At 71.8% G+C, this 14,379-nt stretch carries 10 protein-coding genes and 2 pseudogenes; 4 read left to right on the top strand and 8 right to left on the bottom strand.

Going from position 1 to position 14,379, the window contains the following annotated elements; translation table 11 throughout:
* Positions 1-88: 88 nt before the first annotated feature.
* The 3 genes from ACFWM7_RS25750 to ACFWM7_RS25740 all read right to left on the bottom strand — a co-directional run bounded on the left by ACFWM7_RS25750 (position 89) and on the right by ACFWM7_RS25740 (position 4,622).
* On the bottom strand, positions 89-1,855 hold the full coding sequence (locus ACFWM7_RS25750; protein WP_383264531.1) for a discoidin domain-containing protein: 1,767 nt from the start codon (positions 1,853-1,855) through the stop codon (positions 89-91).
* Between the two features lie 127 nt (positions 1,856-1,982).
* Positions 1,983-3,104 (bottom strand): DUF1996 domain-containing protein, encoded by a 1,122-nt coding sequence (locus ACFWM7_RS25745; protein ID WP_383264528.1) that lies wholly within the window; start codon positions 3,102-3,104, stop codon positions 1,983-1,985.
* A gap of 375 nt (positions 3,105-3,479) precedes the next feature.
* Positions 3,480-4,622, bottom strand: a complete 1,143-nt coding sequence (locus tag ACFWM7_RS25740) for a S1 family peptidase (protein WP_383264525.1) — start codon at positions 4,620-4,622, stop codon at positions 3,480-3,482.
* Positions 4,623-4,895: 273 nt separating this feature from the next.
* On the opposite strand from ACFWM7_RS25740, the gene ACFWM7_RS25735 reads away from it, so the two are divergent.
* Positions 4,896-5,936, top strand: coding sequence for an SCO7460 family lipoprotein (locus tag ACFWM7_RS25735; protein ID WP_383264523.1), 1,041 nt, complete (start codon positions 4,896-4,898; stop codon positions 5,934-5,936).
* Between the two features lie 106 nt (positions 5,937-6,042).
* Here ACFWM7_RS25735 and sigJ read toward each other — a convergent pair.
* Positions 6,043-6,943: pseudogene (sigJ, locus tag ACFWM7_RS25730) on the bottom strand (RNA polymerase sigma factor SigJ).
* Positions 6,944-7,080: 137 nt separating this feature from the next.
* Between sigJ and ACFWM7_RS25725 the strand changes: the two are divergent.
* Positions 7,081-7,447: pseudogene (locus ACFWM7_RS25725) on the top strand (hypothetical protein).
* Between the two features lie 307 nt (positions 7,448-7,754).
* Here ACFWM7_RS25725 and ACFWM7_RS25720 read toward each other — a convergent pair.
* From ACFWM7_RS25720 to ACFWM7_RS25705, 4 genes are all read right to left on the bottom strand, one after another.
* On the bottom strand, positions 7,755-9,335 hold the full coding sequence (locus tag ACFWM7_RS25720; protein WP_383264520.1) for a carboxylesterase/lipase family protein: 1,581 nt from the start codon (positions 9,333-9,335) through the stop codon (positions 7,755-7,757).
* Between the two features lie 98 nt (positions 9,336-9,433).
* Positions 9,434-10,909, bottom strand: coding sequence for a UDP-N-acetylmuramoyl-L-alanyl-D-glutamate--2,6-diaminopimelate ligase (locus ACFWM7_RS25715; RefSeq protein ID WP_383264517.1), 1,476 nt, complete (start codon positions 10,907-10,909; stop codon positions 9,434-9,436).
* 302 nt (positions 10,910-11,211) lie between these two features.
* Entirely contained in the window at positions 11,212-11,355 is a 144-nt protein-coding gene (locus ACFWM7_RS25710) for a hypothetical protein (RefSeq protein WP_383264514.1), read from the bottom strand.
* A gap of 218 nt (positions 11,356-11,573) precedes the next feature.
* Positions 11,574-12,551 carry a hypothetical protein gene (locus ACFWM7_RS25705; protein WP_383264511.1) on the bottom strand — a complete coding sequence of 326 codons (978 nt, stop codon included), beginning with the start codon at positions 12,549-12,551 and terminating at the stop codon, positions 11,574-11,576.
* A gap of 219 nt (positions 12,552-12,770) precedes the next feature.
* Between ACFWM7_RS25705 and ACFWM7_RS25700 the strand changes: the two genes are divergently transcribed.
* A complete protein-coding gene (locus tag ACFWM7_RS25700; protein ID WP_383264508.1) occupies positions 12,771-13,313 on the top strand; it encodes a DUF5709 domain-containing protein in 543 nt (180 codons plus the stop codon).
* Between the two features lie 114 nt (positions 13,314-13,427).
* On the top strand, positions 13,428-14,379 hold a 952-nt coding region (gene gndA / locus ACFWM7_RS25695; RefSeq protein WP_383264505.1), incomplete at its 3' end, for an NADP-dependent phosphogluconate dehydrogenase.

Genomic DNA, 14,379 nt, shown 5'->3' with positions numbered 1-14,379 from the left:
GGCCACGGATGTCCGTGGCCGCCGCGGGCTCCCGCCGCGCCGACAGCGGGGATGGGCCGACGCGGCAGGCTTTCCGTCCGGCGCGGGATCAGCTCCGGTAGACGCCGAACTCGTAGAGCGAGTAGCCCCACGGGGTGCCGCGCTCGGAGGTGCTCACGCGGACGTAGCGCGCGTTGCCGGTGACCGGGATGTCATCGATGCCGCCGTTGCCCGCCGTCTCCGTGTGGACGGTGTTCCAGTCCTGGCCGTTGTCCGAGGTCTGGATCGTGTACCCCTTGGCGTAGGCCGCCTCCCAGGCCAGCTGGACGTGGTCGAAGGAGGTCGTCGCGCCCAGGTCGACCTGGATCCACTGCTGGTCGGCCCACTCGCTGGCCCAGCGGGTGTCGAAGGAGCCGTCGACGGCGTTGGCCGCCGGGCAGGGGCAGCCGACGCTGTCCGGCTGGAACGACGAGGCCTCGGCGGGTTTGCCGGAGGCCAGGTTCACCCCGTCGACCTTCGGCGGAACCACCGTGAAGGACTTCGTCTCGATGCCGACGTTGCCCTTCCCGTCGGTCGACTTGAGGTAGACCTTCCAGACGCCGAGCTTGTCCGGCGCGGTGACCTCGAAGGTGCCGTCACCGCGGTCGGTGAAGTCGGCGTCCGTCAACTGGCCGCTGTCGTCGATGTACTTGGAGTTGACCAGCACCTGGTGGGTGAGCGCGTCGCCGTCCGGGTCGGAGACGGACGCCCGGAAGGTGAACGGCTTGCCCGCCTCGACGGCGGAGGCGTTGTCGACGGTCATGCCGCTGATGACCGGCGGGGTGTTGTCGCCGGAGGTGTCCGCTCCGTACGCCTCCTTCACCGCGTAGTACGAGAGCCGCTTCTGGCCCGCAGGGAGCAGGTTGAACCAGACGCCGCCGAAGTCGTACTCGGTGCCGTAGTGGAACAACGTGGCGCCGAGCGACACCCCCTGATGCCCCTCCACGCAGTCCCAGGCCCGCTGGTAGCCCTCGGCCTTTGCTACGTCTGTGGGCTCGTCCGGGATGCCGTTGGCGTCGTCCGGGACCTCCCACTCCCCGGCGGGCCCGCCCTCGGTGACGATGTAGGGCTTGTCGTAGCCGCCGCTCTCCCAGGTGGCGCGGATGTCGCAGACGGCGTCGTAGGAGTTCACGGCGTACAGGTCGAGGTCGGGCGCGTTCTTCTTGTAGTACGGCCAGGCCCCGGTCCAGGCGTCGGTGGAGGTGACCGGATGGTTCGGGTCGACCGCGTGGATCTTCTTGGCGATCTCGTTGACGAAGGTGGTGTACGCGTCGCGCTGCCGCTCCAGCTCCTCGCCGCTGTAGCAGTTCTGGAGGCCGAGCACCGACTCGTTGCCGACGTTCCACATGAGGACGCCCTCATGGTCCTTGTAGGCATCCACCCACTTCGGGAACTCGGCGAGCATGTCGTTCTTGTACGCGGTGTCCGTCAGGTAGTTCACACAGCCGCCGCTGCCCGGGCCGCCGCCCGGTTGCAGCCAGAACCCGGCGATCACCTTGATGCCGTTCGCGGCCGCGGTGTCCAGCAGGGGCTCCGTGGTGGCGTCGGTGCCCCAGGTACGGATCGTGTTGACGCCCATCGACTTCACGTCGGGCATGTACTGTCCGGCGTCCGCGACGGACGGGCCCCAGGTCAGGCCCTTCACGGTGTAGGGGGCGCCGTCCACAGTCAGCTGCCAGGCGCCCTGGGAACCGGTCACCTTCACCACGCTTCCGGCGGCCTGAGCGGTGGGGACCGGAAGGGCGGCCGCCGCGGCGGCCAGGAGACCGGCGACGGCGAGACGTGTGGTTGTACGGCCACGGGGGCGGGCCGGTCGTCGAAAACGGGACGTGATCATGGGGGGAGGATCTCCTCACGGGAGTGGGGGTGCGGGTGGGGTGCCGAGGTAGAGGTGAACGGGAGTTTGGAGAGCGCTCTCCCTCTTGGACGCGGTGCACCCGGAGGGAGAGCGCAAGGGGGCGGGGTCAGGCTCGGGGCAGTTCGTAGTTCTCGTCGAGGGCCGCGCCCTCGCCCGGGTTGTTCTGGTCGTAACCGCGGGCGTCGCACTGGAGTGCGCCGACGATGCAGTGGTCGACCAGGGCGTCGAGCGTGGCGTCGTCCCAGGCGTTGAAGAAGTCGTAGTGGAAGGAGTGGCCGGTGCCGCTGGCCAGTCTCACCTGCGACATGTCACCGTTGACCGGCCACGCCATCTTGAACTCGATCATCGGCAGGGCGACCGGGTGGCTGGGCGGGCAGACGTCCTGGTTGGCCCCCGTCACGACCGGGTAGGCCATGTGGGCCTTGTGGTCGGGGGTGTCCAGGTACTTGCCGTCCCAGCAACTGGGCGCCTGCATACGCAGGTTGAGCTGGGTGTCCCGGCTGGTCGGGCAAGCGGCCGGGAAGTCGTAGTTGTGGTAGCTCTCGCCGCACTCGTACCCCTCGACCATGCCGGGGTGGTTGCGGAACTCCTCGGCGGTCTGCGTGGGGCTTCCGACGACGAACCGCAGCCCCTTGGGGAAGGGCCGCACCGTGCGGTAGTCGGTGACTCCGGCCTTGTAGTAGATGGTCTGGGGGCCGACCGGGCGGATCTCCTCGTTCCCGTTGTAGAGGGTCGGCATCCAGTACGCGGACAGGTCCCCGGGCGCCAGGCACTTGGTACCGCCCGCGCTCAGGGACGCGGTGGTGCTGTTCGCGTTCGTGGTGTCGTTGCCCATGAACGTGTGGTCGTGCGACGCGCCGGCCTGACCCGGGTAGACAATTGGGTCGTCCGGGGCGGTGTGGTTGACCGAGCAGTTGGCCTGGAACTCGTGGAAGTAGCGGTGCGGCGGGATCTCGTCGGACGGTTCCACGCCCGTGACCGGCGGGTCCGCGGGTATGTAGCCGTCGCCGTCGGGGTCGTCCCCGAAGGCCACAGGCTTGGCCGGCGCCATTTTGTGCCCCTGCATGACGTGCGAGGCCGCGGCGGGCTTGTCCGCCGCCGGCGGGGCCGCCTCGGCGGTGGTCGCCCCGGCGTTCGTGATCGCGGACAGCCCGAGCGCGACCAGCGCCAGGGCGGTGGCAACGACCAGTACGGACACCAGGGTTGATCGGTTGAGTCTTGTCACCATAGGGGCCTCCATGCCGCTCTTCATCCCTGCACATCGGGTGCACGGTGGGGGGAAAGGGTGAGCTGGACGGTACAGCCGGGAAGAGACTCCACCCTGCGCGTCACGAGGCCGGCGGACCGCGGGATCCCTTGGGAGAGCGCTCTCCAAAGCGGTGCCAGTGTTGCGCCGAGGCTGAGAGGGTGTCAATAGCTTGTGAACGATGCGCCGCCCAAGGGCTGTTGAGCGGCGAGGCGGGCGCACCGCCCGGGGCTCCGCGCACCCGGGCTCGCCCGCACAAGGAAGCGGCCCCGCACACCGGCGGGGCCGCTCACTGAACTTACGTCGTACGGTCGGGAGCCACTCCGCCGGGGAAGACGGCGGCACGGCTCCCCCGGATCACGCGGTGTGCAGCCTCAGGCCGTACCGGTTGAGGATTTCGTTGATCGGCTGGTACCAGGTCTCGCCGCCGCTGGTGCAGTTGCCCCAGCCGCCGGAGGTGACGCCCTGGGCCTGGTCGCCGCTGATGAACGAGCCGCCGGAGTCGCCGCCCTGGGCGCAGACGCTCGTCTTGGTCATCTGGTGGACGGCGCCCTGGCTGTAGTTGACGGTCTCGTTCTTGGCGAGGACGCGGCCGCAGTGCCAGCGCGTGGTGGAGCCGGAGCGGCAGATCGAGGCGCCGATCGGGGCCTCGTTCGAGCCACGGACGAGTTGGTCCGGGACGGCGCCCCAGCCGAGCACGACCGGGACGGTCCACCAGCCGCTGCCGACGTTCACCCAGGCGTAGTCGTCACCGGGGAAGGACGATCCCTGAAAGTTGCCGATGTAGGAGTTGTCCCAGCCGCGGACCTGCTGACCGGTGCCGCCGCAGTGCCCGGCGGTGACGAAGCCGCCGTGCACGGAGAAGCCGATGGAGCAGCGGACGTTGCCCGTGTAGTACGGGTCGCCGCCGACCGTTCCCGCCGCGAAGGTCTGCGGAGCCTGGGCGGTCGTCTTCACCGTGACGGGACCGGCCTTGCGGGCCTTGGCGACAAAGGCGCGGACATCGTTGTCAGTCTGCTCGGCCGCGACCACGTTCACCACGACGCGACTGGTGGCCGGGTCGACGTGCCAACTGCTCACACCGGACGGGGCCTTCAGGGCGTCGATCCGCGCCTTGGCCGCGTCGAGGCTCTTGGCCGAGTGCTCGACGAGCCGGGTGTGGGCACCGGTCGCCCGTACGGCTTCGGCCTTCTCGGCGGCGGTGACCGCGACGGTCAGCCTGCCGGTCTTCGCGTCGAGCCAGGAGCCCCCGAAGGCGGAGCCGGCGGCGCGCTGCGCCTTCTTCTCCAGAGCGGTGGCGGCCTTCTCGTCGGCGAGCCGGGTGAGGGCCTGCTTCTCGGTGAGGCCGAGGTCGCGCTGCATCGCGGAGAGCAGGGCGGCGGAGGCGGGGGGTTCGGCGGGGGTGGGCGCGGCGGACGCGGACGTCGGACCGGCGGCGGTCCAGGCTCCGAGTACCAGGAGTGCGGACAGACCGGTCCGCAGCAGGGTTGCGTGTCTCAAGGGAGTGACCCTTCCTGTTGTTCCAACGACGTGGGGGTGGAACGGGAGGCGTCCGGGAGCGCGATCCGATCGTGCTTTTTGAGAGCGCTCTCAGATGTGCCGTTCCCGGACTGTAGCGGAGTTCCAGAGTCAGGTCCATGCCAATGACAGGGCGTCCCGGAGGGGTTCGGGGCGCTGTGCGCACCGGGGTTGAGTAGGCGTACTCATCCGGCTCGCCGACACTGGTCCTACGGTCACAGGAACACCGGACAGCACCAGTACGAGGAGCCGACCATGGCCGGATCACGCCGCAGACAGCGGAGAGCCGCGCTCACCGGCGTACTGGCGGGATCCCTGGCCCTCCTGGGCGCCGGGTGCGGGGCGGTCGACACCGGGGACGACCGGCGGGCGGCGGAGAAACTGGCCGAGAAGCACTTCCCCGGGCAGCTCAAGGCGATCGGGGCCCGCACGCTCTTCCCGGGCTCCGGCGGCTCGGAGGTCACCTTCGCGGTGACCGACGACCGCGACGCCGTGGTCCGGCTCCGCATCGACACGGACGAGGCGGACCGGGGCATGTGCGACCGGAAGGAGTGCGCGGGCGTGCTGGCCGAGGCCGTCGAGCGCGGGCGGCAGCAGGCCGAGGACTTCCGTACGCTCAGGGGCGCCTTCGACGCCTGCGGCTACGAGGTCATCGCCCTGGGCCCGACCGGCACCCCGCCCTACGTGGTGGCCGAGCTGACGAACGCCACCGTGACGAAGGTGCTCAGCGAGATCGGGGAGTGCGTCCAGCGCTGGGCCACCGCTAGCGGGGCCGACAGCGCGTTGGCGAAAGCGCAGGCCTCGTACGTGAACGTGGTCTCCCCGTCCGTCGCCGACCGGCGCGACCGCGGCAAGGAGTCCTGGCCCACGGTGATGCGGCTGACCCGGTCGAACCTCCTGGCCTCACTCACCAAGCACGCCTACTTCTCGGCGAGTTACGAGATCGAGGCGGGCCGGGTCGACACGACGGGCAGCGCCCGGGTCGTCCGCCCGTTCCGGGAGAGGCAGGAGTTCGGCGACACCGTGCAGAACGCGGTGAAGGAGCACCTGCGCGCCACCTATCCCCGGGTGGTCGTGAGCGACTACCAGTGGATCTGGCGGCTGGAGCCCGGCCGGGTGGACCGGCAGACCGGCTACGTCCTGTTCTGCCCCGAGCCGGGGGCGCGCGGGCGGTGCGTCAACGCCGACGACGCGGCCCTGGTGACCACGGACGAGCGCGGCAATCCGGTGGGGAAGATCCGCCTCGTGCACGACGTCCGCGAGGGCACGGGGATGCTGCGGCTGCCGCCGTATTAGGGCCTGCCGTCAAACTGCCGTCGTCGCCCGGCAGGCGGCAGTTTGACGACCGCCCTAGGTCACCGTTCGCGCCGATGACGACGCCTCCGCCGGGGCCCGCGGCTCTTCAGCCCTCCCGGGCCCACGGCCGCAGCTTCTCCGGGTTGCGTACCACCCAGATCCGGGCGACGCGGGCCTCGGCCACATCGAACGACGCGACGGTCATGACAACGCCGTCACGTCGGGCCACCAGCCCCGGCTCGCCGTTGACAGGGCACTCCAGCAGCTCCAGACCGGGCGCCTTGTCGGCGATGGCGACCATGTACTGGGCGATGCGCGAGCCCCCCTCGATCGGGCGCAGCGCGGCCCCGACCAGGCCACCGCCGTCTGCGGTCATCACGGCGGCCGGGTCGAGGAGATCGACCAGGGCGGCGATGTCCTTGTTCTCCCATGCCTCCTTGACCCGCCGCACCGCGTCCGCTCGTCCGGCGGCCGGCTCCGGGGGCCCGGGTGGCGCGCACCCGACGCCGGGCGGAGGCGGCGAGCTGCTTGCAGGCGCCTGGGGTCCGGTCGAGGACGGCGGCGATCTCGGCGAAGGGGTAACGGAAGACGTCGTGCAGGACGAACGACACCCGCTCGGGCGGCGTCATCGTCTCCAGGACGACGAGGAAGGCCATGGTCACCGATTCGTCCAGGATCATCTGGTCGACGGGGTCGGAGCCCTGGCCGTAGCCGCGTTCGGCGGGGCCGGGCAGCGGATCGGGCAGCCAAGCGCCGACGTAGCGCTCCCCCCGGGCCCGGGCCGAGCCGAGCACGTCCAGGCAGATCCGGCCGGTGACCGTCGTCAGCCAGGCGCCGGGGGACGCGATCCCGTTCCGCCGGCCGGGTGGCATCGCGTACCAGCGTGCATAGGCCTCCTGCACGGCGTCCTCGGACTCGGCCGGCGAACCGAGCAAACGGTAGGCGACGTTGATCAGTTGACGCCGCTCGCCGAACGTTCCGTCCCCACTCGCCCCGTCCTCGCTCATCCTGGTCGCTCCGGCCGGCCCGGACGCCCCCGTCTCCCCCATGCTCACCTTCTCGCCTTACCTTTCGCAGGCCAACTTCGTCGGACCGGTGAGACCTTATCGATCTACTGCCTTACGGGCGGAACAGGGGACGTGGCATGGCCACCCAGGCAACGGCACCGCCCGCACGGCTTCTCGCTTCTGCGGATCACGATCGCTCTGCAGACGCTGACCGTCTTCCTCCAGGCGATCTCCGCCGGGCTCCTGCTGACCACTTCCTACGGTGAGATGCTGCACAGCGGGGGAGCCCGCGTGATGTACGGGGCGTAGATGCTGTACGTGCTCGCTGCCGTGCTGGCGTGGAAGCCGGGCGGCGGCTCGCCCCGGCCCATCGGGCACGCCGTCGGCTTCCTCGCCCTCGCCTCGGTCCAGGTGGCGGTCGGCATCGCGCACCTGCCCTCGGTCCACCTCCCCCTAGGCGTCCTGATGTTCGGGCTGAGCCTGCTGGCGCTGGTACGGCGCTGACGTCCGCGATGCAGTCACCCAGCACAGGTCGGTGCCCTCTACAGCTACCCTGCGTCCGGCAGACACCGACGCGAAGGGCTGGGCCGACAGCATGGGCGGGAACACCGACAACGGTCACCTGGAGGAACTCTCTCCGCGATCGGTCACGCCCCGCTCCTGCGTGAGGGCCGCGTCCTCGCGCGCGGGGCGGTCGAGAACGTGCCCACCGAGGAGCGCATGACCGCCCGCTCCGGCAGCCCCATCGAGGTGATCCGGCATACGGGCCGCCGGCCGGCCCGGCCGGGGGCTTCGCGTAAGGGCCGGGGACTCAGGGCTCCAGGAGGGGCAGTCCGGCCGTACGCCACAGGTCACGGAAGCCGTCCTCCGCCCCGTGAACCCTTCCGGCCCACGCCCCTGCCCGCTGCCGGGCCGCGTCCGCCTCCTCGTCCGCCGTACGCCAGACCTGTACGGTCGCCCCGCTGCCGGCAGGGCCGCCGGGGCCGCCCGGGCCGTCGAGAGGGGCCCAGCCCGGTTCGCCGTGGGCGGCGAATCCGGCCCACGCACCTGCCATCCGCCGTGAGAGCTCCTCGTCGACCGTTCCGGGCGGACCGCCGACGAGGAAGTGGACGCTCTCTTCGTCGAGGTTGCCGAAGGCGAACGGGATGTCCGCGCAGTGCCAGGCGCGGACGCGTTGACCGGTACCGCCCCGGCGGCGGTCGAAGCGGGCGAGGTGGGCCCGGCCGCCCGCCCGCGCGTGGGCCTCGGCGAGGCGGGTGCTGTATTCGGCGAACAGGAGGCCGGAGTAGAGGGTCAGGTAGACATCCAGGACCGATGCGTCCGGCAGGCGGTCGCGGTGGCCCTCGACGAGCGAGGCCGGAAGCCCGAAGTCGGCTGCGAATACAGCCAGTTGCTCTTCCGTTGTGATCTTCGCGCTGCTGCCGACCGCGTCCAGGAGCCAGTATTCCTCCGTGGTGTGGCAGACCAGCAGCTCCACCGCGCCGCCCGCTCCGGCCGCCAGTGCCTCCAGCGGGTCGGCGGTGAGCAGGACGCCGTCGACGACCGGGCCGTAGATGGCGGGGTCGTAATGGCGCTGCCCCGATCCGGGGTCCTGCCGGTAACGGTCCACGACCAGGTCGGAGGCGGTGACGAGGGTGTCCGGCGCGGCGGAGAGCAGTCCGGCTGCGGTGGCGGGAATCCCTGCGGCGGCGGCGACCTCGGCCGCGGTGCGGGCCGCCTGCTCCACCGAGGCGCAGGCGTTGACGGCGCTGTGCAGGATCGCGCGGCGGAACAGGCCGCGCGCCCGGTCCGCCACGGTCAGGCAGGCTGCCGATGTGGCGCCCGAGGACTGCCCGGCCACCGTGACCCGGTCGGGCGAGCCGCCGAACGCGGCGATATCGGCGCGCACCCATTCCAGGGCGGCGATCTGGTCGAGCAGTCCCCGGTTGTCGGGGAAGGGCGCGCCGCCGTCGGCGCCGGGGACGTGGCCGAACCCCTCGAAGCCGAGGCGGCTGTTGAGGGTGACGACGACGAGCCCCAGGGCCGCCAGTGCGGTGCCGTCGAAGTCGGGCTGGGCCGAGGACCCGAAGGCGTACGCGCCGCCGTGGATCCAGACCAGTACCGGCAGGTCGCCGGAGCTGTCGGCGGGCGTCCAGATGTTCAGCGTGAGGATGTCCTCGTCACCGGGTGACCAGACCGGCGCGCCCGGCAGTTCGGCCGACTGGGGGGCCACCGGCCCGAAGGCTGTGCAGTCGCGCACACCGTCCCAGGGTTCCGCGGGCTGCGGTGCCTGGAACCTGCGGGCGCCGAACGGCGGTGCCGCGTAAGGGAGTCCGAGTACGGCGACGATGCCGCGGTCCCGCGCGGTGCGCCGTCCCCGTACCATCCCGGACTTCGTCGTGTAGACGTCCACGGCTCCCGCTCCCCCCGCTCCTGCCCCGCCCGTCGTTCGGCGCGGCCGGGTCATCATTCCAGCTCAGCGGCGGATCGTACCAACGGGTTGATCGCGGACTACGCGCCGATCAGCTCGCGCACGGCGGCCATGTCGCTGAACGGCATCAGCTCGCCCCGGACGCTCTGGTGCGGTTCGCTGCCCTTGCCAGCGATGAGCACGATGTCGGCCGGCTCCGCCTCCGCCAGCGCTGCGGCGATGGCTCGGCGGCGGTCGGTGATCCGCTCGAACGGCGTGCCGGTCGACGCGATGCCCGGGGCGATCTGGTCGAGGATGGCTTCGGGGTCCTCGTAACGGGGGTTGTCGGAGGTGAGGAAGCACAGGTCTGAGTGGGCCCCCGCGATGGCGCCCATCTCGGCGCGCTTGGTGGTGTCGCGGTCGCCGCCGCAGCCGAAGACGGTGATGACCCGGCCCCGGGCGAAGCCGCGGATCGTGGTGAGGACCTTGCTGAGGGAGTCCGGCGAGTGGGCGTAGTCCACGATCACCGAGGTGCCGTCGGGGGTGTGGAGGCGTTCGAAGCGGCCGGGGATCTGCGGCATCCGCTCCAGCGCGTCGACCAGCCCTGCCAGGCCGTGGCCGAGGAGGTGACAGGCGGCCACCGTGGCCAGCGCGTTGGAGACCGAGAACCGGCCCGGCGAAGGGATCGCCGTCGGGTACTTGCGGCCGTCGTGGTGCAGGGTGAACCGGGTGCCCGAGGCGTCCACGGTGAGATCGCTCGCGCGGTAGTCCGCGTCGCCGTCCAGCGCGTACGTGGTCACGGCATCGGGCATCAGCTTCCGGATCCCGGCGCCCACCGGGTCATCGGCGTTGACCACGGCGCGGCGGCACAGGCCCTGGAACAGACGGAGTTTGGCGTCCCGGTAGTTCTCCATGGTGCCGTGGTCGTCGAGGTGGTCCTGGGTGAGGTTGGTGAAGACGCCCACGTCGATGAACGTACGGTCCAGACGGTGCGTCAGCAGCCCCATCGAGGTGGCCTCCAGGACGACGCTGCCGGTGGCCCGGTCGCGCATGTGCCCCAGCAGGTACTGGAGATCGGGCGATTCCGGGGTGGTGAGCACCGAGGGCGGCATCCAGATGGGCTCGTCCCCGATGCGGCTGCCCGCGGTGCCGATCACCCCGACCCGGGTGCCCTCGGCGAGCCGCAGCACCGACTCGGTCATGTACGACACGGAGGTCTTGCCGTTGGTGCCGGTGATGGCGATCAGGTCCATCGCCCGGCCCGGTTCGCCGAAGTAGCGCGAGGCGAGGACGGCGGCGGCCTTGCGGACGTCGGGGACGCGTACGGCGCACACGTCGCCCAGGGCCGTGGGCAGCGGCGGGGCCTGTTCGTCGACGAGTACGGCGACCGCGCCGCGAGCGACGGCCGGGGCGACGGCATCCGGACCGCCGGCCGCGTGACCGGGCACCGCGGCGAAGACGGAACCCGGGGTGACCCGGTCCGCGTCGAACGTCGCGCCGGCGGTGACGTCCGTGCGGTCGGGGGTTCCCCGCAGCACGTGGTGGACCTGCCCGGCCATGAGGTCGCTCAGCTTCACGATGATCCCTTCGAGTGCGGCGCCGGCCAGGTGGTGCGGCCGTCGCCGGGAAGCGACCCGGGCGGGTGCGCCGCGGGCCGCGTGGTGCTGTGGAGCCGATCGTGCGAACGCGCGCGTCCGGCGAACGCCGGGGCGACGGTGAGCCCCGGCGCTCAGCAGGCCGGAGGTGGTGTCGGTGAGGAGGTGAGGAGACGGCGGGCCCGGGGGGGGGCGGTGACGCCGGGGCCGGGAACGCCGGATACGGCTGTCGGAAACCGCCGCGTGGATCGCTGGTGAGTCGTTGATGGACCGCTGGTAGCTAGCTAGCCGTGGCCGTGCAGTGCGGTACGGCCCGTTCCGGGCGCCCCGTCGGCGGGCGCCGGGGGCACGGCCGCGCGGGCGGCGGCCGGGGGCAGCGCGGAAGCGGCCCTGAGCGGGCATGTCCTCGGTGCGGCGCTGCGTCCCATGGGCCGAGTGTACGGGGCATGGGAAGGGCCTCGGTCCGCCCCGACCGGAGCGGGCCGAGGCGGAGACGGGGACGGAGACCGGGACGGAGACGGAGACGTTGGACCGGAACGGAGACGGAGACGTTGGACCGCAACGGAGACCGGAGGGCGGGCCGGGGCGCGGCCGGACTCCGTCAGGGATCCCGACAGGGGGTCGTCAAGGCGTCGTCAGGGGCCCGTCAGGGTGTGCTGTCGACGAGCCGAACCGTGCCGAGGATCTTCCGCACGGTCGGCTCCGGCACCTCGTCGTCGACTCCGCGGACGCCGACGAACGTCCAGGAGACCGTCTCCCCCGCCGGGTTCTCGAAAGCGAACGCGGTCGCCTTGCCGTCGTAGGCGCAGCGGCCCGTTCCGTCGACACCGGTGGAGGTGGCCGTCGCCACGCTCCCGGTGATGCCGGACTTGGTGGTGAACGGCTTCGCCGCCCCGGTGGTGACCTTCTCCTTCGACGGCTGGGCGTAGCTGCCGTAGACCCAGAGTCGGGCGTTCTCCCGGGCCGCCTCGGCGGTGCTGCGGGCGCCGGTCTCACCCCTGGAGCCCGCGGAGGCGAGCGGGGTGTCCTCCTGGACGCCGTTGCCGTCGTCGTCGGAGCGGCACCACTTCTCCTTCAGGATCGCCGGGGCGGAGAACCCGACGAGCGGGGTCTCATCGGGGTCGTCGTTCTCGGCGACGTAACTGACCCAGCCGGTGGACTTGGGCGCCCAGTCCACCGGCACGTCGAAGGCGATGCCGCGCTTGGGGTTGATCACCGTCTTCCAGCCGGGCACCAGGGGCCCGGTCCCGTCCTCGGCTCCGCCCCGGGCCTGCCCCGGGGACGCGGACGGAGAGACGACGTCCGCCCCCGTCTGTCCCATGTCCGGCTTCCCGTCATCGCTGTCGCCGTCGCCGCCGAACACCAGGAATCCGGTGATCCCGGCGGCGAGGACGACGGCGGTGGCCGCGACGACGGCGATGACCGAGCTGCGGCGGCTGCCACCGGACGGGGGCGGGCCGGGGTGCGCGCTCCAGGGGGCGGAGGCCGCGGGGGGCTGCCCGTTCGGCTCGGTCGGAGCGTTCCAGGGGGCGGCGCCCCCGGGAGCGGGCGGCTGTCCCGCGTACGGCGACCATGGGCCCTGCTGCTGGTGATCGCCCCCGGGCGACTGCTGTCCGTTCCCCATGGAGGGTCACCCTATGCCGGGCCGTTCGACGACTAGAACAGCGCGGCGGCCCAAGAGTCTCCGCGCGTCGGGGAACGGGTCGCGACCTGCGTACAAACCGCTCCGCGCCGCCCGCGCCAGGCATCGGAATCCGATCTTCCCTTTGCGGCCGGAGCGGGTCCGGAGTGGAATTGCGTACAGGGGACAGTGGCATTCGGCTCCCGGAGGAAAGGACGCGCCATGAGCGACACCGACTGGGGGGACGACGTCTACCAGCCCCAGGAACCCGAGGCTTCCGACCCCACCGAGCAGCTCGGCGCCGAGGACACGCTCATGGACCCGTCCGGCACCGGTGACCCGCTGGACGAGGGCTACGCGCCACCGGACCGCCCCTGGGTGGTCGAGGGACTCGGCACCACGGCCGACGAGCGGCACACCGGCGAGTCCCTCGACAACCGGCTGACCAGGGAAGTTCCCGAGCCCGACGGATCTCTCGGCGACGGTGTGGGCGATCTCGTGGGCGGTGACGGGGAGCCCTGGGACAACGAGGTGGGTGTCGCCCGCGCCGGGCGGTTGACCCAGCAGGCGGAAGGGACCGTCCCGGCGACCCTCACCGCCAGCGACGTGGGCATCGACGGAGCGGCGGCGTCGGCCGAGGAGGCCGCGATGCACGTGATCCCCGAGCCGGGGGACGACGACGCGCTCCTGGAGCCGGGCCCGCCCCCCGGTGCTCCCGGAGCCGGCACCGCCACCGGCGGCACGACCGCCTCGCCCTCGCCCTGAGCGGGCCCCCGGCGAGCGTCCACCCCTGAACGCGGCTGTCCCCGCGCCCGTACTCCCCTGACCGAAGCACCGCACCCGACGAGCGGTACGTACCGCACCCCCAGGAGCACACAGATGAGCGGCACTGCTCAGATCGGCGTCACCGGACTCGCGGTCATGGGCCGCAACCTCGCCCGGAACTTCGCCCGCAACGGTTACACCGTCGCCCTGCACAACCGCACCACGGCCCGGACCGACGCCCTGGTCGAGGAGTTCGGCGACGAGGGCACGTTCATCGCCGCGCACACGCCCGAGGAGTTCGTCGCCGCGCTGGAGCGCCCCCGACGCCTGGTGATCATGGTGAAGGCGGGAGACCCCACCGACGCGGTGATCCAGGAGTTCGCGCCGCTGCTGGAGGAGGGCGACGTCATCATCGACGGCGGGAACGCCCACTTCGAGGACACCCGCCGCCGCGAGAAGGAACTGCGCGAGCGCGGGATCCACTTCGTCGGGACAGGGATCTCCGGCGGCGAGGAGGGCGCGCTGAACGGGCCGAGCATCATGCCGGGCGGCTCGGCGGAGTCGTATGCCTCGCTGGGCCCGATGCTGGAGAAGATCGCCGCGCAGGCGAAGGACGGCACGCCGTGCACCGCCCACATCGGACCCGACGGCGCGGGCCACTTCGTGAAGATGGTCCACAACGGCATCGAGTACGCGGACATGCAGCTGATCGCCGAGGCGTACGACCTGCTGCGCGCCGTCGCCGGGTACTCCCCCGCGCAGATCGCCGACGTCTTCCGTACGTGGAACACCGGCCGACTCGACTCGTATCTGATCGAGATCACGGCGGAGGTCCTCGCCCACACGGACGCGGCGACCGGGAAGCCGTTCGTCGCCATCGTGCAGGACCGGGCGGAGCAGAAGGGCACCGGGCGCTGGACCGTGCAGATCGCGCTCGACCTCGGGGTTCCGGTGTCGGGGATCGCCGAGGCGGTCTTCGCCCGGTCGCTGTCCGGCCACGCCGATCTGCGGGAGGCGGCGCACGGCCTGCCGGGGCCCACGCCGCGGCCGCTCGACGGGGCGGCGG

Source organism: Streptomyces sp. NPDC058375 (assembly GCF_042723425.1).
In the GTDB taxonomy this organism is placed as follows: Bacteria; Actinomycetota; Actinomycetes; order Streptomycetales; family Streptomycetaceae; genus Streptomyces; species Streptomyces durocortorensis.
This window is presented reverse-complemented; position numbering and strand designations above follow the sequence as displayed.

Coding starts and splice junctions, on each gene's coding strand:
- ACFWM7_RS25750 (WP_383264531.1), bottom strand. CDS start 1,855: ATGATCACGTCCCGTTTTCGACGACCGGCCCGCCCCCGTGGCCGTACA.
- ACFWM7_RS25745 (WP_383264528.1), bottom strand. CDS start 3,104: ATGGTGACAAGACTCAACCGATCAACCCTGGTGTCCGTACTGGTCGTT.
- ACFWM7_RS25735 (WP_383264523.1), top strand. CDS start 4,896: ATGGCCGGATCACGCCGCAGACAGCGGAGAGCCGCGCTCACCGGCGTA.
- ACFWM7_RS25710 (WP_383264514.1), bottom strand. CDS start 11,355: ATGGGACGCAGCGCCGCACCGAGGACATGCCCGCTCAGGGCCGCTTCC.
- ACFWM7_RS25705 (WP_383264511.1), bottom strand. CDS start 12,551: ATGGGGAACGGACAGCAGTCGCCCGGGGGCGATCACCAGCAGCAGGGC.
- ACFWM7_RS25700 (WP_383264508.1), top strand. CDS start 12,771: ATGAGCGACACCGACTGGGGGGACGACGTCTACCAGCCCCAGGAACCC.